This window comes from Paenibacillus antibioticophila, from assembly GCF_000455265.1.
Taxonomy (GTDB): Bacteria; Bacillota; Bacilli; order Paenibacillales; family Paenibacillaceae; genus Fontibacillus; species Fontibacillus antibioticophila.
In genome coordinates this window covers 1368608-1394567 of sequence record NZ_HG005139.1, presented here as the reverse complement: position 1 = coordinate 1394567, position 25960 = coordinate 1368608, and the positions used below count along the sequence as shown (strand labels likewise).

The window sequence follows — 25960 nt, the reverse complement described above, 5'->3', positions numbered from 1 at the left end:
TCATTGCTCCTTCACTTAGATTGGTCTGTTACATTTTCTGGATTCTTAGTAAACATGCTCATCCAATTGATAAGAAAAATATAAAAGGGATACAACACCAGCATCCCCAAGAGAATTAAACCCGTCGCTGGATTGGGGTCATCCCCGCCGTTTGTCATAGGAAACAGGACGGCAAAAATAAATACGAACAATAAAAAGTACGGCAACCAGAGCAGCATCGTAATAAAATTCCATTTCGACGGAACAAGCCACCTTGCAGTTATCATATAGAAAAAGATAGATCCCAGAATAATCCCGGCTAACAGAACAATATTTGTCAGGCTATTTATTGTCCTGAAGTCCCATCCAGTCAATCTATGGATTCGATACACATTAACCATTAGCTCAGTTGGTATGAACACATAAAGAGCGTACAGAACTGCGACGGTGTTTATTTTCAGCAATTGAGTTATCGGGGATCACCTGCCCTTCTATAATCTCAGGTACTTAAACGGACAGTCTAAGTTCACTACACCGTTCCAAATGAAATCTTCTACCCGCTGAGATAGTCGATTTTATTGTCCCAATAATATTCTGACATGGGATCCTCCCTCTGCTCGGCGATTGTTCACTACATATTCAGCAAACGCTCAGCCTCATGCCGTTGTTGGTTAGTTCGTAATTATGTAAATAAGAATGGAGGCTGCAATAGAGGGAAGGCCAAAACCAAATAATCTTGTTGATGCTCTAACTCTCCATTTCCGATCTTCCTCAGTTTCACTATTCTGATTCGCTCTTGAGCGGTCGCCGCTAATAAAAGCCCCAGACAAGACTCCTGCACTGAGCCAGGCAATAATTCCTACACTGCCAACTAGCTTCATGGCTGCCTCCCAGCTCCATATAATTCCAATTGCCATAGCTAGAACAAATCCAATAACCGTTCCAAGCAGTAAGGTTCTCATTTCGCTCACCCCACATTACAGATGCATTATTCTTTTCTTGATTTGAAATATTGTGCTGCAGCCTTATATATCCCATACCCGATAAAAAAACCAAGTGAATTCAATATCACATCGTCCACGTCGAGACTTCCCCGCCTGGAAAGCAATTGTGTAAGCTCCAAAGTAATCAAGCCAACTAGAAATAGGGCATACACTTTTAGCGGCTTCATTCTAAATACAACAGGCATCAAAACTCCAAATGGGACAAATACGCCAATGTTCCCAAGCAGATTTATCATCCAGGCCCTCGGAGTGAAGCGGCTCACCTGAAGGAACTGGCCTATAGTAACGAATGGTTGTAAATTGTACATATACTCATCCTGCGGAGTTCTACCGAACCCGAATAACATCCAATACATCAGGATCATTAAATAGATAACGATTAGAAAAGTGAAAAGTTTCCTAAATTGACTCATCATGCTCATTTCGTTCCTTATCTATAGAAGCTATGGTCTGGAAAATTCGGGTGTACACATCCTCGATATTTATCTGATTCTCTTCATTGTTATGCAATCCGTAACCCCAAATCAGATCCTCATCCCGGTTCTTGAAATATCCCGTAGCGTACATGTCAGGGGAGAGATCAGGAACGGCTTCATAAGATAATTCCTCATGAGTAAAAGGAATATGTGACTTTGTGGACTGAATAAAGAAAAAAGGAATATTAGCCGTCTTGTATACGCTCTTGAATTCTTTGTTAGCAGCTTGAAATAAATTGTCTTTCGTGATAAAGACCGCATCAAAATCAGATAGATATTCTATATTTTGCAATTCCTCGAAGGTGATCTTTTCATAAATGACGGTGTGCCCTTTTTGTACAGGCGGTTCTCCTACAACACCTATGATTAACTGTCTCTCCGTATAAAAAGATACTTCCATTTTATCTTGAGCACAGCCCGACAATACCGCCAAGATGACGATCAAACAGAATAGCCGTTTCTTCATTTCACACCTCGTTTCTGCCCAAAAAGATTACAATAAACCCACGTATCCCTACACTAGTTCTTTCACTAAATAAATCAACAACTCATCATCGCAGACACATTTTCTCCGCCTTGAACAGGTTGATTCTTGTAAGTTAAGCCTTGTCCATCCATAACGTAGCCGCGCTTGCCATACATGCGCTGAGCATTCCCGTAATCCTTATATAGCCCGACACCCAGCCCGATTGATGGATAATTTCGTGAGACGATTCTCTCTAATTCATCGAATAGCTTGCTCGCGATTTTCCTTCTTCTAAATTCCGGGAACACATTCAGGTCATTGATCTCCGGGATCTTGCGAGCTCTAAAGTACGGGTATTCCGAATGCAGCAACAGATGGCAGCAACCAGCCAACTTTTCACCATAGAAAGCGAGTAAAGTAACCCGTTTTCCTTGCCGATTTTCCTCCAGACAATCCATAAAATAATCTCGAGAGCTGTACCACGGATATACCTCGGAAAAGGCTTTATCCAGCAAATTCGCTTCTTCTTCACTGGCCAGTTGCTTTAATCTAATCAGATCCTCCATGGTTCACCTCTTGTAGGGAGTGGTTAGCTTAGCTTATTCGTTCAGTTCGGAATTTCATTATCCAAAATCATTTCCTGGTTATCATCATAGATGATCGTAAACTGTTTCAAATCGTATAATAGGTCTCTAATCTCCTCTTGATTCATTTGGCTAGTATTTACTTTTAATTCACCGTGAATCTTAATCGTTTTGTTGGGAGTTAATTTCTTATTCACAGGGATTATTGTGATCCCCTCTAGCACATAAGGTTCCGCTTCTTGCGAAATTACAGGCTCTAAACTTTTAATTTTATAGTATGATCTGCCATTATTGCTTAAATCTATGGAGTAGGATAAGACTTGATTCTCTCCAGGCGTTTCTGATAGGGAGGCCCCGTAACCACTCATGATAAATAAATCATCTCTTCCTTTATCCAACAGCAGGGGAGCAATCAACAGAAGTACAAAGCCAGTTATGATTAATATCAATCCGGCTAAGATTCTTCGGTCGATGATGAGCTTCTTCACTTTTCACACCTACTTCCCATGGGCATTCAAGCTCTCTATCATCTTTGCTTTTTCCTGCACATCCGTGGTGTCAAAGTAATCTGCACTTCTCAGTAAATAGTCATGTAGGGCATCCAAATCGCTTCCGGATTTTTGGTCGTAGCTGGAGCTTCGTATAGCTTCAAGTTTACCGATAATCTCAGTTATAATCTTAACGCCAGCCATCACTTCATCATCTAATTTGCCGAGATCTACATATTGCCGTTCTCCATCATTCGACAGAGAATTTTTTGAGTTTTCACCGAGATCATCAAAAAATATCGAGCAATCCTCAAGCAGATTGAACAAATTATTCGTTCCGATACTGCTGATCCGATCGTATTGCTCGTAGCCAAAGATAGGTCCATATAATAGAGTTAGCTGGCGATGCATTGTGCTTACTTTTTTCAGATCATCCCTATAATAATTGTTGAATCTCCCCAATTCCCCAAAATCCAGTCTCTGCTCAGATAGGGCCTTCTCCAAGGATTCATGCAAAGAGCCTATTCTGTATTCCGAAGAAAAATAGCCAAGTGCTGTATCCACGGCAACCTCGTAGCGGTCTGCTTTCTTGGATTTGTTGTATAATACGATATTCATTACAACAGAAATCACTAGCAGTGCTGATACCGCCATGATGATCTTCTTCAATTCGTTACCTCCTAATCAAAAGACAAACCTTGAATCAAAGCTTCCAGTATTTGCTCATCCCAGATTTGCACTTCAATGTATCGCTCCGGCCCTCGAGATCCATCGGCATTCCAATCTTGCGGCAACCCAAACTGATCAATAACCCCAACAATTTCCTCTCTTGTATAGACTTGCTTTCTGTAAGGCTTATTGTCCTGATACCGCATGGTTGGGAATAAATCTCCGTACGTAAAGCTCATCAATTCCTTGGGGATGACATCCCAGCTTAGCTTAAGAAAGGCAGCTTCCTTGTACCAGGACTGAAGCCAAGAACAAGGTCCTAGGGTCATGTAATGAGGATACGTATTGGTTGGCTTTCCACCCTTAAGGATAAATTGCTCCCGCGCGATCTTTTCCAATTCTCGTCTGATGACAATGTATTCGTCATTCCTTTGACTGGCAAATATGTTACCCTCTTTGCGTATTGCGCGCGATACCTCAATAGCATCTTGTACCGACAGTTTCGATAAATTTTTGAAAGGACCCTTTTCTTTCTCGAAATAGTGGTACAAAAAAAGGCTCATCGTTTTAATTCTCCTGCATGTGCCAGGAACCTCCTTACTTCTTTCGGAGATCTCAGAATAATGACGTTCTTGTCCTTGTGCTGCTGAATCTTTTCCATAATACCTGGAAGCTTCGCCTTCCTAAAGCTCCACACCCATTTCACGAAATCAAGATCAAGGCTTTCCGGACAACCCTCATTCATGTCAGGACGGCTCTTGCCTTGATACATCACTCTTCGCTTAAGTACCCGATAGACCGTGATCCACTTGGAAAAATCCAGTAATATGATTATATTTGCCTGCTTCAATCTTATATCGAGTGTTCGTCCATAATTCCCGTCCATAATCCATTTCTCCTCTTGAACGAGCTCTTCCAGGAATACATCCCACTCCTCATTCGGAGTAGGGATCCAGCCCGGCTTCCAGTAATACGTGTCCAGATGATATACCGGCCAATCCAGAATTTCTCCAAGCTGCCTGGCCAACGTTGATTTTCCGGCTCCACCGGATCCGATGATCATGATTCTAGACATCAACATTCTCCTTTAGTTACGAGTCTTCATGTCTGACCTCAATTCAATAGAATACTTTCTTCTCTCCGCGAATTTTAATTTCGATGCCTTCTCCACGGAAGCTGCCGAAGATATTATTTCCATCCTGCTGCGTACTTCCGCGAAACTCCAAGCCAAGAGTAAACCTGGAGTGAGGTTCTACAGAAAGTGTCGTCTCTTCGAACTCGATTAGATCAGGATCATACACAGGTCTTAATGTTAGTTGAACTTCATCTCCATAGTTAAAGACAGGAATGGAACAATACGCCTTCACATAGTCATCTTCGGTCCGGATCTGACATTCGCTCTCCTTCACATGAATATCGACGGATCCTACCCCAGTTGTGTTGCGCTGCACTAGAAACATAAATTGCTCCGTTGCCATTGGAAATAGAATAATAAACACGATACAGGAAATAATGAGGCGACTTCGGATCTTGGGATATTTATGGCGATAGACTCTGATGGTTCCAATTCCTCCGATAAGCAGCAGGAACAACCCGATCACTACAGGGAGATGAACTCCAGTGTTATGTCCTTTTGTCCAAGGCGGCACTCCGATCCATTGAAACAAATAATCTCCTGGCGTATAATGCAGATGATTATTGACTATGAGTAACAGTCCCACCACAACCATGACAATAAAAAGCACTCTTTTCCCCATTCCACTCCTCCGTTTCTGCCCTGTATTAAGCTATGCTTTCCTTTAGTAATTTCTCTTTCATTCACTCAGCAAGTTCTTCATTGCATCTTTCTCACTGCCCATGTTAGTACGTCGCCCTGCAGTAAAATTCGTTGCCCGTCTCTCTCAATTTCAAGTTCATAGGGCTTTACAGTTTGCTGTAAAATTCCCCATTTCGAATAGATTCCTTGAAGTTTTCTAATTAACTGATCTGTCTCAAATTGGAGCTCATACATCGGATCAAGCCTTTTACCGGAATTAATGGCTGTTTCCGAAATATTCGTGCTGATAATGATACAATTAATTCCGCCGACCTTCGTGCCCCTTAACATATGCTCTATAACTCTATCAAATTGAGTCTCACTCTCAACATGCTCCATACTTGATACAGCAAAGATAAAATTAAAGTACTCAGAAGCAATGCTATATTCCGCGATGTCACTTTGTTTGCACTCAATTTTGTCAGCTACATTGAATTCATTTGAATAGAATTGCAGCTTCTCGATGGCTGATTCCAATAAATCAACACAAACCACGGTTCCTTTTCGAGCTCCTATTTTTTCTGCGAGAGGGATACTGTTTCTTCCGATCCCACATCCCAAGTCCAGTACTTTAACTTCTTCCAGCTCATCAAAATAAGCAAATAAATCCAAGATTGTTCTAACCGGTTTATGTAACCAGGAACCCTGCTCGAATAATTTATAATTGTCATAGCAATGATCGTGATATTCTTTTTCTTTGGATCTAATCTTATCCATTCGGCTCATGCGGATTCTCCTATTTTAGAGCAGATTGTATTGGAACTACCAGTGAACATATCCCGACTTCTTCAAAATCTTATACGTCATTGGATTTAATTGATCTATGGATTCCTCTAAGCTAAAATATTTCAATTCTAACCCTTCATCATACAACTCTCTCTTTGCTGCGTCTTCAAATGTCTCCGCTAATTCTAACGCGCCTCCAATGACTCCCCAATCCCCCGTGTCAGTTCTCTTCTGAAGCAGGATCTGATTGTCTTTATTCAAGACGATGATCGTCACGCCCGTCAAAATAATAGGCCTGGTTCCAACTAGCTCTCTTAGCTCAGAAATATATCCCATATAATCCTCTTTTCCTTGTATCCATCTCACAAACTAATTTCCCTAATTATACCATCCCCTACCCCTTTTGGCTGTTATCTTTACTCCAAACATAAAGAAGGGATACATCCCATTCGAGATCTATCCCTAAAAAAGAGAAATTGACCGTCAATCATAAAATGGATATTATTGAAAAAAGCAAATGACTCCCGGGTGGTGATGGCTTGCAATCTAATGCTACATTTCGTTCCATGCTAAATGAATATATGAAGCAAAAGGGTATAAACCTGCACCAGTTTGCAAATAAAGTAGGACTCAATGTTGGCTCTCTTAGTTACATTCTAAACGGGCATAGAAAAGTAACGATAGAGCAATTGGACATGATTACTGAGGGCTTAGGAGAGAATAAGGGACTATTTTACGACCAGTATTTCAAGGAGGTTTTAGTCGAAGCCACTCCCAATTGGCGTCGTATCAAGCCTTTTTTGCTTGCTTGTGAAGAAGCTGGCCGCCTGGACCTCATTCAAAAATCTGTTGAGTTGTTACTGGATAACCTAATGTACTCACAAGTGCTCTTTGAAATGGCAGAGAATTTTTTTCGAAACGGTCAAAAGGAAGCAGCGCGCATTATTTATGAAGATGTTGCTCTTAGCGAGAAAAATCAGCACTCCGAGAGACTGGCTCTCTGCCAATACAGACTCTTTACCTGCAGACTTGGAGTTAACCAAGAGAAGAACTATCAAACTGCCATTCAATTTGAAATGTTTGTTGATCGTTTAGATGGATTCAACCACCTAGAAGCATTAAAGGATCTGGCAAATACATACCGCTCTTTACGCCACTGGGACAAAGTAGAAGAAATTGCCCTAAAACTTAAAGAAAAGGCAGAATTTTATTATCAACTAAAGAGGCCCTTTGATCTTGAGCAGGAACCTGTGCGGCCACTCTTTACGTATATAGCCTACTCTGATTTGCTGCTGGGCAGTGTTTACGAAGCAAGAGGAGACTACCTGAGAGCTCTAGATTTTATCGATTTATATTCCAGCCTGAATTGGGTAAAGGAAGAGGATGAATCAGGCTTGCTCTGGAAAAATAAATTCCATGTCTGGGCTAAGGTTAACAAAATGGCAACAAGAATAGCGGCGGGCGATTCGACTTTATTTACTGAATATCTTTCTTACATGGAATCTAATGCCGAGGAGCTGCTTCTTGCCTTTCTAAATGTCGTATCGGCAGCCAATCGGTACAGCATCAACATAGATGAAATTATCCGCAGGATGGATATAGGCCAGCTTGTAAATATTGGTTCTGAGGAAAATACCTACACAAGGCAAATTATTGAAGAACGCTTAGCGAGATTTTATTATGAACTATCCTACTATTACCTCAACATTCATGAATATAAGGGTGGATTTGAATATCTCATTAGATCTCTGGAAAAATCTGTATCCATTAATTTGAAATCACGTATATTAAATTGTGTAGGTTTATTTGAAAGATTTCGAGATAAAAGTGACGTTGTTACGCTTTCAGCCTACAAAAATATACTAGAAGGGGTATATGGAAATGAAATCAAAATGGGCGATTCTCTTAATTTCTAGTTTCACACTCTTAATTGTTTCTTCCCCCGTTATTATTCATATATTGGATCAGCATGGGTCATGTGATTTAGATAGAGAGGGGGAAATCTGCCTCCTCTCATCTTTATTCCTCAACCCGTGCAATAATCCGAGCAATAGATGAATCTGCATGTATAAATAAAGGCAGCGCAATGATTTCAAAAGACTTTGCACTTAGCAAACGATCCAGATTCGTCAGGTTCTCAGCTATAAGCACCTGATTTTCAAACAGATATTTGTGAATTTCAAAGGGATACTTGTCTGGTGAGGGAGTATCCATTCCGATCAGCTTGATCTTCTTGCGGACCAATAACTCAGCAAACGCCTTGGTCAGAGTCGGATGTTCTGAAAAGTAGTTATCTTCACCAAAATAGCTGCTATGCCCGGTGTAAAGAATTAGAATCGTTCCCTCCTGGATGAAGTCCTCATACTCCTCCTTATAATCAATTTGGGACATTCCAGCAGCATGGATCAAGGTGCCTTTTCCTATAAATGTGTCCAACGGGAAATCACTTATGTACCGGTCCGAAGGGATTAAATGCATCGGTCCATCGATATGAGTACCTGTATGCATATTCACTGTTAATCGGTGATTACAATAGCCGTCCCTCGCCAATTCATTGGTTTGCACCAATTCCATCTCACTATCACCCGGATACACAGGGAGACGATTTCGCATGATATGAGTTAGATCGATCCATTTCATAATTATCCCTCCAATTCATTAAGGTGGACTTTCCAGAGCCGGGAATTCCCTCAACAAATATCAATCTTTTCATGTCATCCCTCTCCTCGAATCAGTCATATTGCCATTCTAATTGTCCTTTTCTAATCTTGGCGGCATAGATGATTTGCCCTGTATGGTAATGAATTTCTCTAACCATTGCGATCATAAGGTTCAGTGCGGTTGTCCCATTATCCACTTGGCTATAAGTCAGAGGGGGACGATTTATGAACGGCTGGGACAATAATAGCTCTGGATGAGCTTGGAGATGCTCAAGATACTGAATGATGATATCGAAGGCTTCTGCTGCCATTCGATAAGCTTCTTCATGTGATAATTGAAGTCCAGGTTCAAACTCCTTATCTCGTTCTCGAGTGTCCGGGATATCAAAATAGATCGTCTCAATTCTTGAATGAACGCAGCCTCGAATATGGCTCACTAAATTTGCAATACTGTTGCTTTCCGGAGTGTGCGACCAAGTGATATCCTCCTCCGACAATTGGGCTAGGGCCTGCAGGGTCCATTTCCGTTCTGACTTAAACTTCACTAAAATGCTTTGAATGACTTCAGAAGCTATGTCCATAAGCTTATCACTCCCGATGTATTATTTAGCAAGCTGCATGAAAAGACTTTTTAGGGCTTATAATCTTCCTTCAGCTGCGCGTATAATTCTAAATCGACAATTCCCTTTCCCGTCCATACGCTGGCTTGTCTCAGAGTTCCCTCTTTCAGGAACCCATTCTTGAGCAGTACACACTTTGAATTTTCATTGGCCGGCATGACTTCTGCTTGGATTCGATTTAGGTTGACTTGTTCAAATAAAAAACGGGTTAGAAGTTGGACCGCCTCAGTAGCAAAGCCTTGACCCCAATAATTCTCATCAAAATAATACCCGATGGTAACCATATTGACTTTAGAGTTAAAATCAAATGCCTCAATGATCCCCACCAGCTTGCCGGACGATCCTGGAATAAGGACCCCCCATTTGATTCTGGACCGTTTATTATAATCGCGTTCAAAATGCCCGATCATATTTTTTACTGTCTCGATATTATGTTTGGGAAGAATCCCGCAATATTCAAATACACGGTCATTATTATAAATCGAAAATACATCATCCAGATGACTTACTTCTATCTTCTTCAAGCTAAGCCTGTTACCCTCAATGATAGGAAAGTCTTCGTAAAGAACATCAAGATTCATAGGACACCCCTCTCTGATTGAACCAAGTTTTCTATATGCTCCACTATTTGATTATTGTTCCTTAGCAGCACTCTCTTCTCGGCATATTGTTCTGTTATTTTCATGATAACCTTCAGATTCTCTTGATCAAAGGCTCTGTTCCATACAAATAGCATTTGGTATAAGTTTTTAAGGGTTTGCTTGTAATTCGACGACTCCATACCTAGGCGAGTTCGAATAAATCTTTTAACGACTCTAAAGTCTCTTTGATATTTATTTGGGCAAATGATACATATGACATCTGCTTCTCTGAAGCTGTCCTGTCCCCACTTATGATGAACACCTTCAATGATCCAGGACTCCCTATGCACAATTTCATTTAGCTTGGAGTCCCTGACTTCTTGGGGATCTCTCTCATTAGGCTTGCTTCTGTCCCACACCAAATTATCGAGCTCATAGTGCTCGATTCCGTACTTCTTCGACAGTTCTCTGGCAATATAAGATTTGCCGCTGCCGCACGCTCCAATGATGCGAATCTTTATGTGGCATTCCTCCCTGAACCCGCATTGAATCGTCTATCGATACTCATCCCCATAACTTCACTACTTCAATTAATTCGAAGTCTTCAAAATGCAGTTTGTATATATCAGGTTTATTTAATTGTTCCAGAAAAGGAAAACCATAGCTGGAATCAAAATAACTCAACATTAGCGTCATTACCAGACCATGTGTTCCAATTGCAATTTTTCTTCCGGCATGCTCTTGTACAATTGACTTAAGCACTGCAATGGCTCTCCTTTGGCATTCAGCATTAGACTCACCACCATACAGAGCATATTCCGAGTCATTGAAATTCTCTCTGATATTGGACATTAATTTCCCTCTATCAATCACATCATCTTCTGCGGCAAAGTCACGCTCACGAAGATCTTCAAACGTTGCAACTTCTAAATGAAAGTGTTGGGCTGTCCCCTCTACAGTCCGTACGGCTCGTGTATAAGGACTAGAGATAACAACGTCTACCCCCTCATCAATAAGCACTTGTGTTACTTTTTCAACATCCGATTTTCCTTTTTCAGTCAGCCCTCTTGTTCTCTCATTGCCTTCATCATACGGTGATTCAGCATGCCTAACCATATAAATGATCGTCATCAAGTTTGCTCCTTATCATGTGATATCCATTTCATTTTACTTTCAGTCTGTTTCTGATCAGTCTGATTTGACCTCTATGATTGAGTTCATCCTCAAAAACATGGAACCACATGAAATAGTAATTTGCCTTTTTCTCATACCAAAAATCCTCTTCCGTATCCAACCAGTCATCATTAACAGACTTGAAAAATTCGAGCGTTCGATTCCTTACTTGATCCAATTGATGGAGGTAGTATTCCAACTCATGACCCTTGATCTGTTCCTGTCCTACTTTGCCTAGTTCAAGTGCAGGGCCCCAGATTAATAATTCCTCTTCATTTAAATCTCGCTTTTCGAATGTTGATACCTGATAGGCATATTCAACGGCTGCAAAGTGCAGTAATAAAGCACCTATCGAGTTACTTTGGCCGTCCAGCAAAAAATCAAGTTCAGCTTGAGTCAAATCCTTTACCGCTTCTAACGTTGTATATCTTGCATAGTTCATCATCGATACTAATCTACTGATTTGCGGGGAATAGCCAGGTATATCCTTTATCAGCAACAGATTTTGCATATGAAGCATGGGTTCTACCTCCAGGTTATATCATTCTCTTATCTAGGCACTAGACGTCCAAAAACAATGAAATGCTCATTTGAACTGCTATAATCGTTCATATTATCTTGATTCATTTGAATGATCATTATCAAACCTCATTTGGGATAAAATAATATGGACAGTACTACTGTTACCAATTGTATAAATAACCCTAAGAATAAATTAAATATACCGTTAATTTTACTAAATTTCAGGAGATAGATCAGAATTGGAATGCTGTTTATAACATAAATGGCAGGTAAATATACAATGCGTTCAAGCCCTGTGTAAGGGAATTTAAGAATCAAAATCGTCATTGTAAGTATTGAAGGTGCCATTGCCAATAAATACTTTTCAGAAAGATTTTCCAACCAGAAATTACGAATTCTAATTTTGGGCGCTCCCCAAAAATCAGCGTCACAATCCATACAAACATGATGATAAGGAATGAGTAAAGGAAGTAGTGCGATTATTGCCCCGTAATCAACTTCACCCGTAAAAAAGTAAAAATTAAGAAAAATGTAGATTGATAGCAATAGCCTTGTAAGAAGTGAGCTTCTCTGGATGACATTCGTATTCTGACATTTTGAACAGCTGCCCATTGTTCCACCTCGTACTACATCTCAAAGTAAATGATCTAACTTGTGATTTTCTCAGTCCATACATCTGACTAAACTACATCTCTGAAAGAACATGGATTAGATCTTCGGTAAGGTCCTTGTGCGAATCTGTATCCTGAGACATACGTTTAAAACAAATACTTCTAAGAGAGGATTTATCAAATATGACTCCATACTAATTCCATTCATCTGCCATAATTCCCTTTGCTTACTTCCGTCAATTTATGATAAATAACAAAAAAGTCGCAGGATCTGCGACGAATGGCGAAGTAGTATAGCGTGCTTAGCATGGAACATGATGAATATATTCTATTTATTGATGTAGAGAGAATCCGTATCCGATTGATACTTGGCAGTATACCCCAGCCCCTCTGCTATGACTCTAATTGAGACATAGACAACATTGTTCACTAAAATAGGCGCAGAGCTGATTGTCGTAGACTCATCATTTATTTTTGCAGCAGTACTATCAACAGTAAGTATAAAAGTTCTGTCGTCTTTAGAAATTGTAATTGTGCTTGTCCCTTGGTCCCAAGCTACCTTGGCACCTAATAACTCTGCTGTCACTCTCAGTGGGAGATAGTTAGCACTGTTAAAAAGGATGGGCTTTGGATCCAATTGAACTTTTTCGTCTTCAATATAAACAGTTAGACTAGACTCGCTATAGCTCTTTTTCACTTTACTTGCCTCGTTATCTTTATTGCTTGAAGTAGTAGTTTTCTTAGTTGTAGTCGTAGTTTTCTTAGAACTTGTTGTAGAAGATGAGCCGCTGCTGCCAGATCCGGAACTATTCCCCCCATTATGATAATGGTAGCCGGAACATAGCCCCTTTGCCTTCGACTTGTCTGAACAATTATGACCTCCATTTGAATCCGTTCTGCCAGAATGAGCATGGGCAAGCGGGGAAAAGGCCATAAATAACACAAGAACCATAATGCTAATTTTTTTCATTTGACTCCCCCCCAAAATAGATCCTTAGGGAGAATATACCATGTCTATAGTCCTGCTACAATATGTTCTAATCTAAGTACAGGTCACAGCCACTAACTCTAACTAGAACGTCTCAGCCAATTTCTGAATCTTTGAGTGGGAAATTAAATATACGTCACCCATTATATCTATTTTGCCGTCCTTTACACGCATAGCGCTCTCCTGTTCTGCCGCATAAACATCCATCTCCTCAGACAAGGGGAACAGGTAGCCTTGAACCAGCGCAGCATAGTCGAGTCTAGAATGAGATTCGTAGGCAAACCGATCAAAGCCTATACCATTATAAATCGTACTCGTTTCAACTTTATGTCCGCCGTTTTTCGAGCATAACCATTTTGCAGACATGTTTATCGCACCAGCGCTGGCACCCATTGTAAAGACATTGCTGTTCTTAATCGCATCCGATAATTCATATTCCGCCAAAAAATCATTCTGCAAAACAGGATAGCCGCCGCATAAAAAAATGACAGAAGCGTTTCGAATGAATCGCTGGGCATCTTCCTTCTGCATGCGGTAATCAATAAAATGATATTCATCAAAAATAATGTTAGCCTGATCAAACCATGCCCTTTCATAAACATCATCAATGTTAACTTGCTCATCTTTATAACCAGACGGTTGACCGCTAATCATAACAAGCGATTTTCTGTCTGTTATATCCTCATGCAACCATTTGACCAGCTTCTCTGGGAAAAAATCATTAAACCAACTGAGATAGTAGTGAGTTTTCAAAACTTAATTACCCCCATATGTACTATTTACATTCATCCAATTCTTAACGATAAAACATATTCTATAATACCATAACGTGGGACTGACGTATGTGAAATAGGTTTCAACATCATTTTCAATTACCTATTAAGGAACTTACGTAGGTCTACAACTTTATTTTCTTTACACTAAGAGCTCTTTCAAATAGTCCAGCTTCTCCTCAACCTCTATATCTCCTTCTAATCTCACGACCTTACATGGCAATGCCTCCAACCATTCCTCATGCAATGCCCTGCTTCTCATCTCTCTTCCCGCTTCATCATATTGGGATGCCCATGCTATGAACTTCTGATATGACTCATATCGCTTTCCACCAAAGTCAATATCCTCTCCATATCTTGATGTTTCCCGATCCCTCAGTCTTCTCATTCGGATGTCCTTAGGAATCCATACATAGATCACCAGATCAAAATACGGAATAAATAAGTCCCCCCATCCACATAAGGATCCCGATAAAACCCATTTTGGATGGCTTTGGAGGTCCGCCGTAAGTAATTTAATTCTTTCCTCAATTGGTCGTGCTTCTGTAAATGGTTCTTCGGTTTGTAACCAGTAATAATCATCTGTATCGAAGTGCTTATAGCCAAACTCCTTTGATATTGCTTTGGCAAGCGTACTCGTACCCGAACCAGATGCCCCAACGATGTGGATTTGATTTAACACGTCATTACATCCCTCCTTCTTGTATGTTCTTTCTCGAATTACACTCTACTTCCATCATCAAAAGTGCTAAAAAAATGGGACTCTTGGACTTTATTCTCTAAGTAATTCTTTATTAATGTTCTGACTGGATGAGGTTGGAGATTGTGTTTCTCCATGTCTTTAATGTGGATCCAGTAAAACTCCAAATGATCTTCTTTTGAGCTTGGGTTTCTTTCGTGATTAATATCCGGAATCATCACCGTGAATACATGATTAATTTCTTGATGATAGGCATCAAAATCCTCAAACTCAGCTTCCACAGCTCCTAAATATCCGCTAACCTCACATGATAATCCTAATTCTTCCCCGATCTCTCGGCTCAAGGTATCCTTTAATCCTTCATTAAATTCAACATGACCGCCAGGCAAAAATGTATTATCCATTCCGATACAATGCGCTACTAAAATATACTCAGAGGAGATCATTACACCTCTTGCAAGAACATGATATTTCTTATTTGGATGATCCATATACTTCACTCAATTTCCCTCCTATGTTTGTGAACCCGTCAAAAATACAGGATTAATAGCGCCACTTCATAATCATTCATTGATTATCTTTATTTCTTTAGCATCTGCTTGTGATGGATATGATTCATCAATCCCGCCTTTTATCCGGTAATAAATTCTTTGACCTGGCTTTAAATCTTTTGTTTTAGTTCTTAGCCAGATTGCTTCTCCAACGTAATCATTCATGATTTCTTCCCAAGTCTTATCCGGATATTTTTGTTCAACAATTAAGATACGGTCTTCTGCTACCTCCAAAATATAACCTTCGCCTTCATATCCTGCCTGGTTATTAGTTTGATCACTGATTTTACATCCGGAAAAAATCGTCAGCAGCAATACCAATAACAAAATTCTCTTCATGGAGTGCCCCCTTTAGAATTTATTTCATTCCGCAAGCATTTACTTCGCATTTGTTACTTAACAAAATAACCCGGCCCTATATAACTCTTATCTCAGGCTGGATCAATGGTTGTTGAGCTTCTTCCACAATTATACATCCAATAACTGAAAGGGCGATAGCCCCGATGCGCAGAAGCGGCGTCATCTGAGTCTTTCGTTATAAAAAACGCTCTACAGTATGGAAGAAATCCATCTGCAGAGCGTTTTGATTAAGAGGGGGAGCGTTCGTAGCTTCGCTCATATTTTAGATTAAAACCAATTAAGTGACCGTCGGATAGCGAAATTTTAAGAATGTCTGTAATCTCCATTGAACGGGACATCCCCATAATGACCAGGGAACCATCCAGCACTTTATGCGTTCCTAGGGACTGCATGTTCGTATCCATCGTCCAGAGCAGCTTCCCATTCACGGTGTCTACAGCACTTAAAAGCAAATGGGCATCGGGTAGGGTGGAGTCCTGATGAGCTATCACAAAGGTACCCTCCTGGCCTGTTGATAGAGGTGCTAGTTCAGTAACATAGCCTCCGCGATTCTTTAATTTGTTAAACAGATCATTATATTTCTGTTCTTGGTCTCTATAGGCACCTCTAGCTTTATCGTATTTGTCTCGATCCTTGTAAAAAGCATCCCTGTCTCTGTATTGATCCGGATCAGGGGCCGCAGGTTCTTTCACTAGGCTTATGAATTCCGGCGGGCTGGCGAATGCATAGGGATTGCTTGGATCTGATTCAAGATCGGCTAAGAATCCTCCATGGATGAAGAATTGATCAATAACAGGCTTAAGGTCTTCTGTCGTCAGCTTGCCCATCTGATGAAGACTTCCGATGTAGAGCTGTCTACGTTCGCTGGAGAAGCTCGACGATTCAAGCTCCTGAGCGCTCAATGCTTGCACCTCTTCTTGCCCCAAGAAGGTGATGTAACGCCCGTCTTCCAGACCCGACTTAGCTAATAGCACAAGACCGTTGTTCCCGGGATCGAAAAGAGATTGACCGGCATGCTGATCAAGATAATTATTCGCTTCTACGTTCTGCACAGCCTTGCCTGTAAATTCGGTGAGATCGAGCTCATAGAGCTGCCCGTCCGCCCCTTTGAAGCGAAGAAGCTGTCCATGATCGTCCCAGATATACCAATCCTGATTAGGAGCGAACTGCCCATCAAGTGCAGGGCTGTTCTTGATAAAGGTCTTCTGGTCTGCGATAACGTCACCACTTGATTTATCGACGATTGAAATGCCTTTTCCGTTAAACACAATGATGTTCGCTTCCGTCTCCCCGAGAATAGTTTTGGTTTCACTGCCATCAGGGAGCTTGATCTTCCATCGTGTTTGTCCTCGCTTCATATCTACAGCCTGCAAATAGGAATGGGTTGTTCCTGAGGTAATGCCATATTCCTGTGAAGTAGCTGTAAACTTCTTTACAACCGTAACGGCCACCTGATGGTTGTCCTGTTCATACACAATGATCTGGTTGTTCGCTCTTGCACTGCTGGCGTCACCCAAAACAATACTGAGAATAATGAATATGAGTAAAGGAATAATCAGAAGGCCAAAAGCTCCTCCAAAGGTAAAATAGAGTGTCTTCCAGGGACGAGGTGAATTTCGTCGCTCCGTCACATCGCGGTCTTTACTTCGTTTGGCTGAACGAATAAAGTTACCTACGGCGAAGCAAGCTGCCAAGGCGAACAAAGCATAAATAATCGTAAGAAAAATATTATGCCATAAGGCATCGTTGTAACGAAAAGCGTCAATCATTTTCTCCCAAAAACTGAGCTGCAATAGACCATCTCCTGTTCTCCAAAAAATAACGAAAAATGATCAAGTTATAAAAGTGCGGCAACTGTTTCTGATGATCCTTTACTATTACTCGATAATGCTTTCGCTAATAATTCCTTGTCATAACCATGAAGCATTAATGCACTCAAAATAGCATCCACTCGATCTTGTCTCTTCCTTCTGATATTTGATTCCAATTGAATCTCCAACGGCACGACCGGAACGAGATGGTTTTCAAATTCAACATGCTTTATTAGTTCCCAAATATATCTGCCGCCCTCCCAAATGCCTTCGCCTGAATCTGAATCAGGTATTCCGGCAGAATTGGAGATGTGTACGACTTCCACATCAAAATCTTGAATCTTCCACTTGCCTTTCGTCCATGTAAAACCTGAAGAAAAGGATTGAGTAAAGTAGGGTTCTTCATCAGAAGAACGCCAATCCGAATCAAAATAGGATCGTTCAGACTTTTTCTTTAAATTGTATTGAGCCAGCAGTCCTGCTAGTTGCTTCACAGCTTCAATGTCTTTAACATAGATATCCAAGTCATTTGGGCTCATGCTGGCATGTTGCAATACCGAGCCAACGGATCCGACTACAATCCACTTGGTTGATAATTTTGATGCTGTATAAAGATCGCAAAATGCTTTAAGGGCTTGATTCCAGGACATTGTTATCTCCTATTCTTCTTTAATATTCAAGAGAACATCAGTGATTGCAGGTGCTTCAAATCGGAATCACTAATCATAGCTCTATCCTCCTTTTTAGATATGCTTATCATGGTCCAGACATTTAGAGGCAGCATCAAAAGTTGTTACCACACAGGGAAATTATAGCAGTTCCTCTCTATTCATGTATCCGACCAAAGCGCTAAACCAATAAACTTCTAATCATCATCTATTCTTTTAAAATATGTTATCATTTGACAGATATGGGATTGTAATTTAAAATGAAAGCGTATCCTTGACGTGCGTCTTATAACTATATGCCGAGGGTATCCATTTATAATTTGAGGGCACTGCTTCCCTGATCATTAGCTGACTCAGGAACAACCCCGTAATCTTCCACCCGAAGATTGCGGGGTTATTTGTATGGGTAGCAGGAAAGGAGGTTGTCTAGCTTCACCCGCAAGGCAGTACAAAAAAACTTGAAAGGCGGCTTGATCAATGAAATGGATGATTAAAAAATCAATGATTGCAGTGATTGCTTCCACCTTTCTATTCACTTCATGGCTTAATCCGTTCATGGCCATTCCTTCGGCAAGCGCAGCGCCTGACACCTCGGTTCTCAACAAACAGGGCTTCTCCACTGATGTTATCTATCAGATTGTAACTGACCGTTTTGCAGACGGGGATACTTCCAACAACCCAACCGGAGGAGCTTACTCCCCAGGGTGTACAAGCCTCAAGCTATACTGTGGCGGAGACTGGCAAGGAATTATTGATAAAATCAACGATGGTTACTTTGCAGGAATGGGCGTAAGCGCGCTGTGGATTTCCCAGCCTGTAGAGAACATCTATAGCATCATCAACTACTCGGGCGAAAACAGCACCGCCTATCACGGTTATTGGGCACGGGATTTCAAGCGAACCAATCCGGCGTTCGGAAGCATGAGCGACTTCCAGAATCTGATTAACACGGCTCATGCCAATAACATCAAAATTATTATTGATTTTGCTCCAAATCATACCTCACCGGCCTCCGAGACACAACCATCCTTCGCAGAAAATGGCAAGCTTTACGATAATGGCAATCTGATTGCCGGTTATACCGGTGATACAAACGGTATCTTCCATCATAATCTGGGAACTGATTTCTCCTCATTGGAGGACGGCATCTATCGGAATCTATATGATCTGGCCGATATCAATCATCACAATAACAGAACAGACGCTTACTTCAAAGAGGCCATCAAGCTCTGGCTCGATATGGGCATCGACGGTATCCGGGTAGATGCGGTCAAGCATATGCCGCCAGGCTGGCAGAAGAACTGGATGTCATATATCTCCAACTATGAGCCGGTATTTACCTTCGGCGAATGGTTCCTTGGCGTAGGCGAATATGACCCAAACAATATTGACTTCGCCAATGAATCCGGTATGAGTCTGCTCGATTTCCGCTTCGGACAAAAGGTACGCCAAGTGTTCCGCGATAATAGCGACAATATGTACGGACTGAACAACATGCTCGTCGAAACCGAAGGCGATTACACGCATATCCAGGATCAGGTTACTTTCATTGACAACCATGACATGGATCGCTTTAAGCTTGGAAATAACAATCGCCGCTTAGAGCAAGCACTGGCCTTCACGCTTACCTCGCGCGGCGTACCGGCTATCTATTACGGTACAGAGCAATACATGTCCGGCAATGGCGATCCGGCGAACCGCTCCTTCATGACCGGCTTCTCGACAGATACCACCGCTTATCAAGTTATCGGCAAGCTGGCCCCGCTTCGCAAGTCCAATCCGGCCATCGCCTATGGCAGCACGCAAGAGCGCTGGATCAATAACGACGTCTATATTTATGAGCGTAGCTTCGGCAGCAGCGCGGCCCTGATTGCCATTAACCGCAGTGAGACGGCATCAGCCTCCATTACCGGTCTGCTAACCTCGCTTCCCGCTGGCACCTATGCAGATGAACTGGGGGGATTGCTAAATGGTAACAGCATAACCGTTAATTCTGCAGGTGCCGTAACTGCATTCACCTTGCCTGCGGGAGCTGCTGCCGTATGGCAATTTGCGGCTAACGAGACAGCTCCGATCATCGGCAATATCGGACCGGATTTGGGCAAAGCCGGTACGACACTGACAATTGACGGACGGGGCTTTGGGAATACCAAAGGTACAGTCTACTTCGGCACTACAGCGGTCACCGGCAGCCAGATCACAGGATGGGAGGATTCCCAGATTCAAGTGATTGTTCCTGCGGCTACTGCTGGCGAGCAGAGTATCAAGGTGCGCACGGCAAGCTCCGTGGACAGCAACAGCTATAATAGCTTCAACCTGCTGACAGGTGATCAGGTATCCGTCCGCTTCGTCGTGAATAACGCCACCACCGCTTTCGGTGAGAATGTTTACTTAACCGGCAATACTGCTGAGCTAGGCAACTGGGACCCGGACAAAGCGATCGGTCCGTTCTTCAATCAGATCATTGCCGCTTATCCGTCCTGGTACTATGATGTAAGCGTGCCCGCCGGAACAGAGCTGCAATTCAAATTTATCAAGAAAAATGGCACCGTCGTCACTTGGGAAGGTGGGGCTAATCATACCTACACCGCCCCGGCAAGCGGCGTCGGTACGATTGTGGTCGACTGGCAGCCATAGTTGTCAAGCGTAATCAAAAAACCGCAGTCATCCCATAGCGGGGTGTCTGCGGTTTTATTCATTTAGCATCATCATTATCTATTAAATATCTATTAGAAAAATTGCGGGTACTGCTTGGACATGCTATTCACTTGCTCCAGCAGGCTGCCCGAGTGCTCCTTCACCGCTTGGCGCAAGGCCTCGACATCACGACGCCGAATGGCGGCCACCATGTTCTCATGTTGAGAAATATGAGACTGCCGCGCACCCTCCATTTTGCCATGCAGCAGACAAATCCGGTTATAGTGGGAGGCCACCTCCTCGATGGTATACCAGGCAAGCGATACTCCCGCTGTCTCGAAGATCAACTGATGGAAGCGATTATCCTTATGGTAAAACTCGATAAAATGCTTTTTGTCCATATACTTCTTCTGTTTGTTAATCAGTTCCTGCATCGTGTCCGCAACCAGTTCGCTGCATTTACGAATGAAATCATCCACCACCGCGGCTTCCAGCGAAGTCCGGATGAACCATTCCTCACGTACCCGCTGCAGGTCAATCTTGGACACCACCGTTTTGCGTTGCGGATAGATTTCCACCAACCCGGACTGCTGCAAGCGCACAACCGCTTCTCGAACTGGCGTCCGGCTGACGCCATAACGTTCGGACAGCTTCTGAACACTTACGTCCATCCCTGGCTCGAGCGCCATGTTCATGATGTCTTCTTTGATTTTATTGTAAGTTACATCGTTTAATGAGCTGCTGTTATTCATGATCTTCAACGGCTTCCCTACACCTTCCTGAACCCACTCCTAGAACGTCACGATAAATGCTCTCTGCGCCGGAGGAATCGTAACTGAAATACAACAGAAAATCCAGAATAAACGGGGAATAGTCTAGTCTATTCAGTTCCCGAGTAAACGACATGGCGGCGATTTCACTAAGCGCGCGTACCTTCGAGCAGTTCTTCAAACCAAGAAAATGCCACAGGACTATTTTTTCGGTCCGCGTATACATTTCCGATTCATACCGATCCTCTACAGCATGAAATATTTCATGCCCCAAGATAGTATTCATTATATCATCTTGCCGGAATAGTTCAACCAAACCCGGGGCCTCCTGCGATACCAATAACGCCGCCCTGCGTATGGGTTCATCCATAATGGCGATGTGGTCCGGCGGCGTATAGCAGGCGAACAGAATCCGATTGCCTGTGATGGAAGAGGGCACAAACTGGACCTTGATCTTCATCTTCTCGGCAAGCAAACGCACATCCTTACAGCCGTAATGAGCGATCATGCGCTTAGCATAATTTTTACCACAGCAAATGGCTTCGTCCGTCATCTTCGCTATTTGCTCCGGGCGTATTCGGCGCTTTAGTACATCTCTGGAGAAGGCATACGCTCCCCAGGCTTGGTCGTCCACCTGCAACAACGTCTCGATCATATCCTCTAACTGGTTCGGATTCTGCATAGCCCCTCCATTTCTCGGACGATCTTAGCTTTGCTTCATATTGGCGGCAACCACGATAATTTCTTCATCCGGTTCGAAGGTGGACACCTCGATATCCATCAGCAGCTCCAATTGTTCAAATTCGGATGCCGTAAAGTCCATCACTCGCGCCCCGATACACAAATAATAGTCAGGCCGGGCAATAAGCTCTGTTTTATATACGGCCATATCCTCCCACAGCTTCTTCACAGCTTGCAAATAGTTACCGGCTGTCGTCTTGATCGCCAGCGCATGACCGCGCTGGATTTTAATAAACCCTTTATTATCCACAATACGAATAGCCCCGGCATCTCCTGGCTTGTCGGTCTTTTCGCCAAAGATATGAAAGTATCTCGTCTTTTGCAAGAGCTGCGTCCGTTCCACCGGAATACGCATATCGCTTGCGGATATTTCTTGCAGCTCTTCTTCACTGCATTCCTTCAACAACTCATTGGTTTTCACTTCTGTAGAGCCGGTAGCAATGGCCGTGACCTTCGAGGTTTGCGGATCGATATCGATATGAATTTCTACGCTTTCCGGTGTAGCCCCGCTTTGGATGGCCTTATTCATCGCTTCCAGCTTGATGGCACTGATTTGCTCTTTGGAAGGCGATGGGATGATCCGCTCCACCACGTCCCGAACCATGGCCAGCGCAACGCCAATCGAAGAGATGACCTCCGCATTTTCAGGAATACTATATTTCAGCCCCATCTTCTCGGCAAAATAAACAATCAACGAAGCTGCGCCGCCGCCGACACCCACGAGAGAAATCTGATCTTTCTCCAGCTTGTATTTGTCCGCCAGCGCCAAAATAACAGGTTCAATCTTGGCGTACGCCTTCTCCATGATTTGCCGGGCAATATCCTCGACTGTCGAACCGCAGTAATCGGCCAGCGCCTGCATCGCCTTTCTCGCCGCTTCAACATTGCCATGGGAGAAATGATCTTCCTTGGCCAAGCCAAGCACATTGGCTGCACAGGAGTTGGTAATGGTCACCCGCTCCCCGCTCTCCAGCCGAATCGCCACATAATCTGCAGGGTCGCCAGGCTTGGGCGAGAAGAATTCCACCTTAGGTCCTTGGATGTTAGCCGGGTCGGTAAATACGGCATAGTCAAGCCCGGCAATATGCGCAGACCTTGGACCCACATCGATGACCCCGTTCTTGTCAGCACGAACCATGGACCCTCCGGCTACCCCAAGCACCCGAACGTCCAGCGAGTTGACATAGGTAGGATGACCGCCAACGATGGAATAGTCAATGGCAGGCCGACCATTCTTAATAACGCCGATATTCGTTGTGGTTCCACCGACCTCAAAATAAACTCCGTTGGAGGCTCTTAAATACATCAAAGAGCCCATCACCGAAGCGGCCGGACCAGAGAGCATCGTGAGAATGGGGCGCTTCTTCATCTCACTAATCTCCATGACTCCCCCATCACCACGCATAATCATAAGCGGCACATGCACGCCGGCCTCATTAACGGATTGCTCGGTGGAATTGGCCGTATCCAGCATCTTAGGGAGAATACTGGCATTAATCGCCGCCGTTCTTGTGCGGCGGGTTAATCCATATAGCTTCGTAATATCGGACGCCATGGTGGTAGGAAGCCCTTTGTTCTCCGCTTTCTCATGGACGAGCTGCTCCGGTCTGCCATTATCCACGCCGAAGGCCATCGACGGGACAATCACCTGCGCACCCAGCCCTTCCAGGTCCTCGATCACTTGCACCACAGTCTCTTCCGTCATTTTTTTGACATTGATAAAATGATTATATATTTTAATTGCCTTACTGTTCCCCAAGTCAATGTCTGACAACTTCGTCTGCCTCTTAGCCAGAAAACCTTCAAATCCGCCCTTGCCCATCCCGATAATGCCAACCTGGGCGATATCCCCTTCAATCAGCGCATTGGTCGCTTGTGTGGTGCTATGCGCGACAAAAACAACATCCTCTGGTTGAATCTGATTTTCCGTCAAGCAATTCTGGAAGCATCTGACGACTCCGGCAGCCACGCCTCGCGGGTCGTCATGCGTAGTTTTGACCGAGGATTTCCCAATAATATCATGGGTTTCATTGTCAATGGCTACCGCCTTGGTATGGGTTCCCCCTACGTCAATTCCCATGCGAATAATTCTACTCATGTTTGTCCATCCTCCAATCCTTGTATAGCCGGTGCCGTCCTTTGTACGGCAACCGGCTTGCTCTATTAAACCAAGCTGCCGTACATCACAAACACGACGGCACAAAGTATAACTCCGATTATCCAGCCGGAAGGAATAGACATCTTCATGAAGTCTCTGGCTGGAACCTTGGTATAACCAAATCCCCAGGCAACCCAGGATTGGGTGACGTCCAGATGCTGCGGCGCAACCGTCGTAACGGCGAACAACGGGTACAGAAATTGCACGGGCCATGCCGCCGTCGAGACGACTACAGCCAGAATAGCTGCCCCCGAGCCGACCAGGTTCATCGGGCCGCGGAAGAAGCCAAGCGGTGTCAGGATGGCAAACACAATACATAATAACAAGGCTGTCTGCGGCATCACGCCGCCGAACAGAATTTTAAAATAAGGCGAGGCATATGTAGCGGCATTGTTGAACATCGCAAGGGTCAGCAAGAATCCGATCATCGGCGCCACATCAATGGCACCATCTGCGAACTGCTTGGATAACATCCGGCAAACACTCGCAAATCCGCCTTTAAGCTTGCCGCAGGTCAACAGGGCGAACAAGCCAGCAAAGATAAATCCGAAAATAATCGGGATTTTGAACAGGACCACGCCGATGACCGGCAGAATAATGGAGATCCAGGAAATAGCAGGCGCATCATTAGTGTTCTGTTCTTCAGGTGTAGTGGCTGCCCAGGCACGAGAGATTTTTTTATTGTTCATAGACAGGTTGGCCACAATAAGCACGATGACCAGTGAGACGGCCATCGCAATCATTCCGAAGCTAAAGTAAGCATTATAATCATAGCTGGCGTAGCTTTCATTAGCGGTAGCAAAGATGGCCTGATACTGTTTGAAGTTCACGATATTTCCGAAAATCCCGGCCATAATGGAGCCCATGAAGGAGAATAACGCTACTGAGGAAGGAATACCTAAGGACAACATGATCGGGAGCACGATAACAGCGATGGAGATGACGGGGCCAATCCCGGTCATGGACGTAAAAATAACAGCTGTCACAATACAGAGCAGCGACATCGTCACACGCGGTTTGTCTCCGCCTAGTTCTACCACTTTACGAATCAGTGTGGCAGCAATGCCGGTGTCCATCAGGATTCGGCCAAAAAACGCTCCGAAGAAAACGTTTACAAGAATAGCCTTGCCATAGTTCTCCGGCCCTGTCTGAAATACATTTGTCAGCACGGAAACGAACGTCTGCCCTTCCATCATAGAATTGGGCGAAATCGCATTGCCAATTAAAGCGATACCCGTCCACAGCACCGACATGATAAAAAAACCAACCATGAGATTGTAACCCTTCACGCAATACCACACGAGCCCAAAAAATGATAAGACCATCAAGAAACCAATTACATAGTTCGTTACATCCACAAAATGCCCTCCTTAAATTAGGAATAAAAAAGCAAGAACTAACATACTAACATGCTATTTTGATTACTGA

General features: G+C 43.3%; 30 protein-coding genes and 1 pseudogene. 2 read left to right on the top strand and 29 right to left on the bottom strand.

From position 1 onward, the window contains the following. Nucleotides 1–11: 11 nt before the first annotated feature. From TX85_RS27340 to TX85_RS06205, 12 genes and pseudogenes are all read right to left on the bottom strand, one after another. Nucleotides 12–218: a hypothetical protein gene (locus TX85_RS27340; protein ID WP_233500632.1), complete on the bottom strand. Its 207-nt coding sequence runs from the start codon at nt 216–218 to the stop codon at nt 12–14. A 432-nt stretch (nt 219–650) separates the two neighbouring features. Further along, nucleotides 651–941 carry a DUF5316 domain-containing protein gene (locus tag TX85_RS06255; RefSeq protein WP_049894830.1) on the bottom strand — a complete coding sequence of 97 codons (291 nt, stop codon included), beginning with the start codon at nt 939–941 and terminating at the stop codon, nt 651–653. 26 nt (nt 942–967) lie between these two features. Continuing rightward, nucleotides 968–1348: a VanZ family protein gene (locus TX85_RS06250; protein WP_262362646.1), complete on the bottom strand. Its 381-nt coding sequence runs from the start codon at nt 1346–1348 to the stop codon at nt 968–970. Nucleotides 1349–1382: 34 nt separating this feature from the next. Further along, nucleotides 1383–1925, bottom strand: a complete 543-nt coding sequence (locus tag TX85_RS06245; protein WP_044478243.1) for a hypothetical protein — start codon at nt 1923–1925, stop codon at nt 1383–1385. A 74-nt stretch (nt 1926–1999) separates the two neighbouring features. Then, the gene (locus TX85_RS06240) at nt 2000–2491 is read right to left on the bottom strand and encodes a GNAT family N-acetyltransferase (RefSeq protein WP_233500631.1); all 492 of its coding nucleotides are present in this window, start codon (nt 2489–2491) and stop codon (nt 2000–2002) included. Nucleotides 2492–2532: 41 nt separating this feature from the next. After that, the gene (locus TX85_RS06235) at nt 2533–2997 is read right to left on the bottom strand and encodes a hypothetical protein (RefSeq protein ID WP_044478242.1); all 465 of its coding nucleotides are present in this window, start codon (nt 2995–2997) and stop codon (nt 2533–2535) included. Nucleotides 2998–3006: 9 nt separating this feature from the next. Then, on the bottom strand, nt 3007–3666 hold the full coding sequence (locus tag TX85_RS06230) for a hypothetical protein (protein ID WP_044478240.1): 660 nt from the start codon (nt 3664–3666) through the stop codon (nt 3007–3009). An 11-nt stretch (nt 3667–3677) separates the two neighbouring features. Then, nucleotides 3678–4229 carry a hypothetical protein gene (locus TX85_RS06225; protein ID WP_044478239.1) on the bottom strand — a complete coding sequence of 184 codons (552 nt, stop codon included), beginning with the start codon at nt 4227–4229 and terminating at the stop codon, nt 3678–3680. Then, nucleotides 4226–4741 (bottom strand): DNA topology modulation protein, encoded by a 516-nt coding sequence (locus TX85_RS06220; RefSeq protein WP_044478238.1) that lies wholly within the window; start codon nt 4739–4741, stop codon nt 4226–4228. Before TX85_RS06220 ends, TX85_RS06225 begins: the two co-directional genes overlap by 4 nt. Nucleotides 4742–4784: 43 nt before the next feature. Next, nucleotides 4785–5423 (bottom strand): hypothetical protein, encoded by a 639-nt coding sequence (locus TX85_RS06215; protein ID WP_044478237.1) that lies wholly within the window; start codon nt 5421–5423, stop codon nt 4785–4787. A 77-nt stretch (nt 5424–5500) separates the two neighbouring features. Continuing rightward, on the bottom strand, nt 5501–6208 hold the full coding sequence (locus TX85_RS06210; RefSeq protein WP_071784165.1) for a class I SAM-dependent methyltransferase: 708 nt from the start codon (nt 6206–6208) through the stop codon (nt 5501–5503). Nucleotides 6209–6343: 135 nt separating this feature from the next. Beyond that, nucleotides 6344–6544: pseudogene (locus tag TX85_RS06205) on the bottom strand (NUDIX domain-containing protein); the annotation flags it as partial. Nucleotides 6545–6747: 203 nt separating this feature from the next. Here TX85_RS06205 and TX85_RS06200 point away from each other — a divergent pair. Further along, entirely contained in the window at nt 6748–8124 is a 1377-nt protein-coding gene (locus TX85_RS06200) for a helix-turn-helix domain-containing protein (RefSeq protein WP_233500630.1), read from the top strand. Nucleotides 8125–8227: 103 nt separating this feature from the next. On the opposite strand, the gene TX85_RS06195 is transcribed toward TX85_RS06200, so the two are convergent. The 13 genes from TX85_RS06195 to TX85_RS06130 form a co-directional block, all read right to left on the bottom strand. Continuing rightward, nucleotides 8228–8848, bottom strand: a complete 621-nt coding sequence (locus tag TX85_RS06195) for a cyclase family protein (RefSeq protein WP_199558823.1) — start codon at nt 8846–8848, stop codon at nt 8228–8230. Nucleotides 8849–8939: 91 nt separating this feature from the next. After that, nucleotides 8940–9449, bottom strand: coding sequence for a DinB family protein (locus TX85_RS06190; protein ID WP_044478233.1), 510 nt, complete (start codon nt 9447–9449; stop codon nt 8940–8942). Between the two features lie 50 nt (nt 9450–9499). Next, nucleotides 9500–10069 (bottom strand): GNAT family N-acetyltransferase, encoded by a 570-nt coding sequence (locus TX85_RS06185; RefSeq protein ID WP_044478232.1) that lies wholly within the window; start codon nt 10067–10069, stop codon nt 9500–9502. Continuing rightward, nucleotides 10066–10575 carry an AAA family ATPase gene (locus tag TX85_RS06180; protein WP_262362645.1) on the bottom strand — a complete coding sequence of 170 codons (510 nt, stop codon included), beginning with the start codon at nt 10573–10575 and terminating at the stop codon, nt 10066–10068. Before TX85_RS06180 ends, TX85_RS06185 begins: the two co-directional genes overlap by 4 nt. 58 nt (nt 10576–10633) lie before the next feature. After that, nucleotides 10634–11203, bottom strand: coding sequence for a histidine phosphatase family protein (locus TX85_RS06175; protein ID WP_044478230.1), 570 nt, complete (start codon nt 11201–11203; stop codon nt 10634–10636). 28 nt (nt 11204–11231) lie between these two features. After that, nucleotides 11232–11753: a DinB family protein gene (locus TX85_RS06170; protein WP_044479856.1), complete on the bottom strand. Its 522-nt coding sequence runs from the start codon at nt 11751–11753 to the stop codon at nt 11232–11234. 950 nt (nt 11754–12703) lie between these two features. Then, on the bottom strand, nt 12704–13345 hold the full coding sequence (locus TX85_RS25275) for a copper amine oxidase N-terminal domain-containing protein (RefSeq protein ID WP_049894829.1): 642 nt from the start codon (nt 13343–13345) through the stop codon (nt 12704–12706). 102 nt (nt 13346–13447) lie between these two features. Further along, the gene (locus tag TX85_RS06155) at nt 13448–14116 is read right to left on the bottom strand and encodes a type 1 glutamine amidotransferase family protein (RefSeq protein WP_044478228.1); all 669 of its coding nucleotides are present in this window, start codon (nt 14114–14116) and stop codon (nt 13448–13450) included. Between the two features lie 162 nt (nt 14117–14278). Further along, nucleotides 14279–14818, bottom strand: coding sequence for an AAA family ATPase (locus TX85_RS06150; RefSeq protein WP_044478227.1), 540 nt, complete (start codon nt 14816–14818; stop codon nt 14279–14281). Between the two features lie 38 nt (nt 14819–14856). After that, the gene (locus tag TX85_RS06145; RefSeq protein ID WP_044479854.1) at nt 14857–15327 is read right to left on the bottom strand and encodes an NUDIX domain-containing protein; all 471 of its coding nucleotides are present in this window, start codon (nt 15325–15327) and stop codon (nt 14857–14859) included. Between the two features lie 72 nt (nt 15328–15399). Further along, nucleotides 15400–15726, bottom strand: coding sequence for a DUF3221 domain-containing protein (locus TX85_RS06140; RefSeq protein ID WP_044478226.1), 327 nt, complete (start codon nt 15724–15726; stop codon nt 15400–15402). Nucleotides 15727–15974: 248 nt separating this feature from the next. Next, nucleotides 15975–17540, bottom strand: coding sequence for a PA2928 family protein (locus TX85_RS06135; protein WP_044478225.1), 1566 nt, complete (start codon nt 17538–17540; stop codon nt 15975–15977). A gap of 44 nt (nt 17541–17584) precedes the next feature. Next, nucleotides 17585–18208, bottom strand: coding sequence for a hypothetical protein (locus tag TX85_RS06130; protein WP_044478223.1), 624 nt, complete (start codon nt 18206–18208; stop codon nt 17585–17587). Between the two features lie 495 nt (nt 18209–18703). Here TX85_RS06130 and TX85_RS06125 point away from each other — a divergent pair, with 495 nt between their 5' ends. Beyond that, nucleotides 18704–20863, top strand: a complete 2160-nt coding sequence (locus TX85_RS06125) for an alpha-amylase family glycosyl hydrolase (protein ID WP_081671654.1) — start codon at nt 18704–18706, stop codon at nt 20861–20863. Nucleotides 20864–20955: 92 nt separating this feature from the next. On the opposite strand, the gene TX85_RS06120 is transcribed toward TX85_RS06125, so the two are convergent. From TX85_RS06120 to TX85_RS06105, 4 genes are all read right to left on the bottom strand, one after another. After that, a complete protein-coding gene (locus TX85_RS06120) occupies nt 20956–21615 on the bottom strand; it encodes a GntR family transcriptional regulator (RefSeq protein ID WP_044478222.1) in 660 nt (219 codons plus the stop codon). Further along, entirely contained in the window at nt 21608–22315 is a 708-nt protein-coding gene (locus TX85_RS06115) for a hypothetical protein (RefSeq protein ID WP_044478221.1), read from the bottom strand. The genes TX85_RS06120 and TX85_RS06115 overlap by 8 nt, the downstream gene beginning before the upstream one ends. Before the next feature lie 24 nt (nt 22316–22339). Then, complete coding sequence (locus TX85_RS06110; protein WP_044478220.1) at nt 22340–24472, bottom strand: hydantoinase/oxoprolinase family protein; 2133 nt, start codon at nt 24470–24472, stop codon at nt 22340–22342. A gap of 65 nt (nt 24473–24537) precedes the next feature. Further along, complete coding sequence (locus TX85_RS06105; protein WP_044478219.1) at nt 24538–25890, bottom strand: hypothetical protein; 1353 nt, start codon at nt 25888–25890, stop codon at nt 24538–24540. Between the last annotated feature and the right edge of the window lie 70 nt (nt 25891–25960).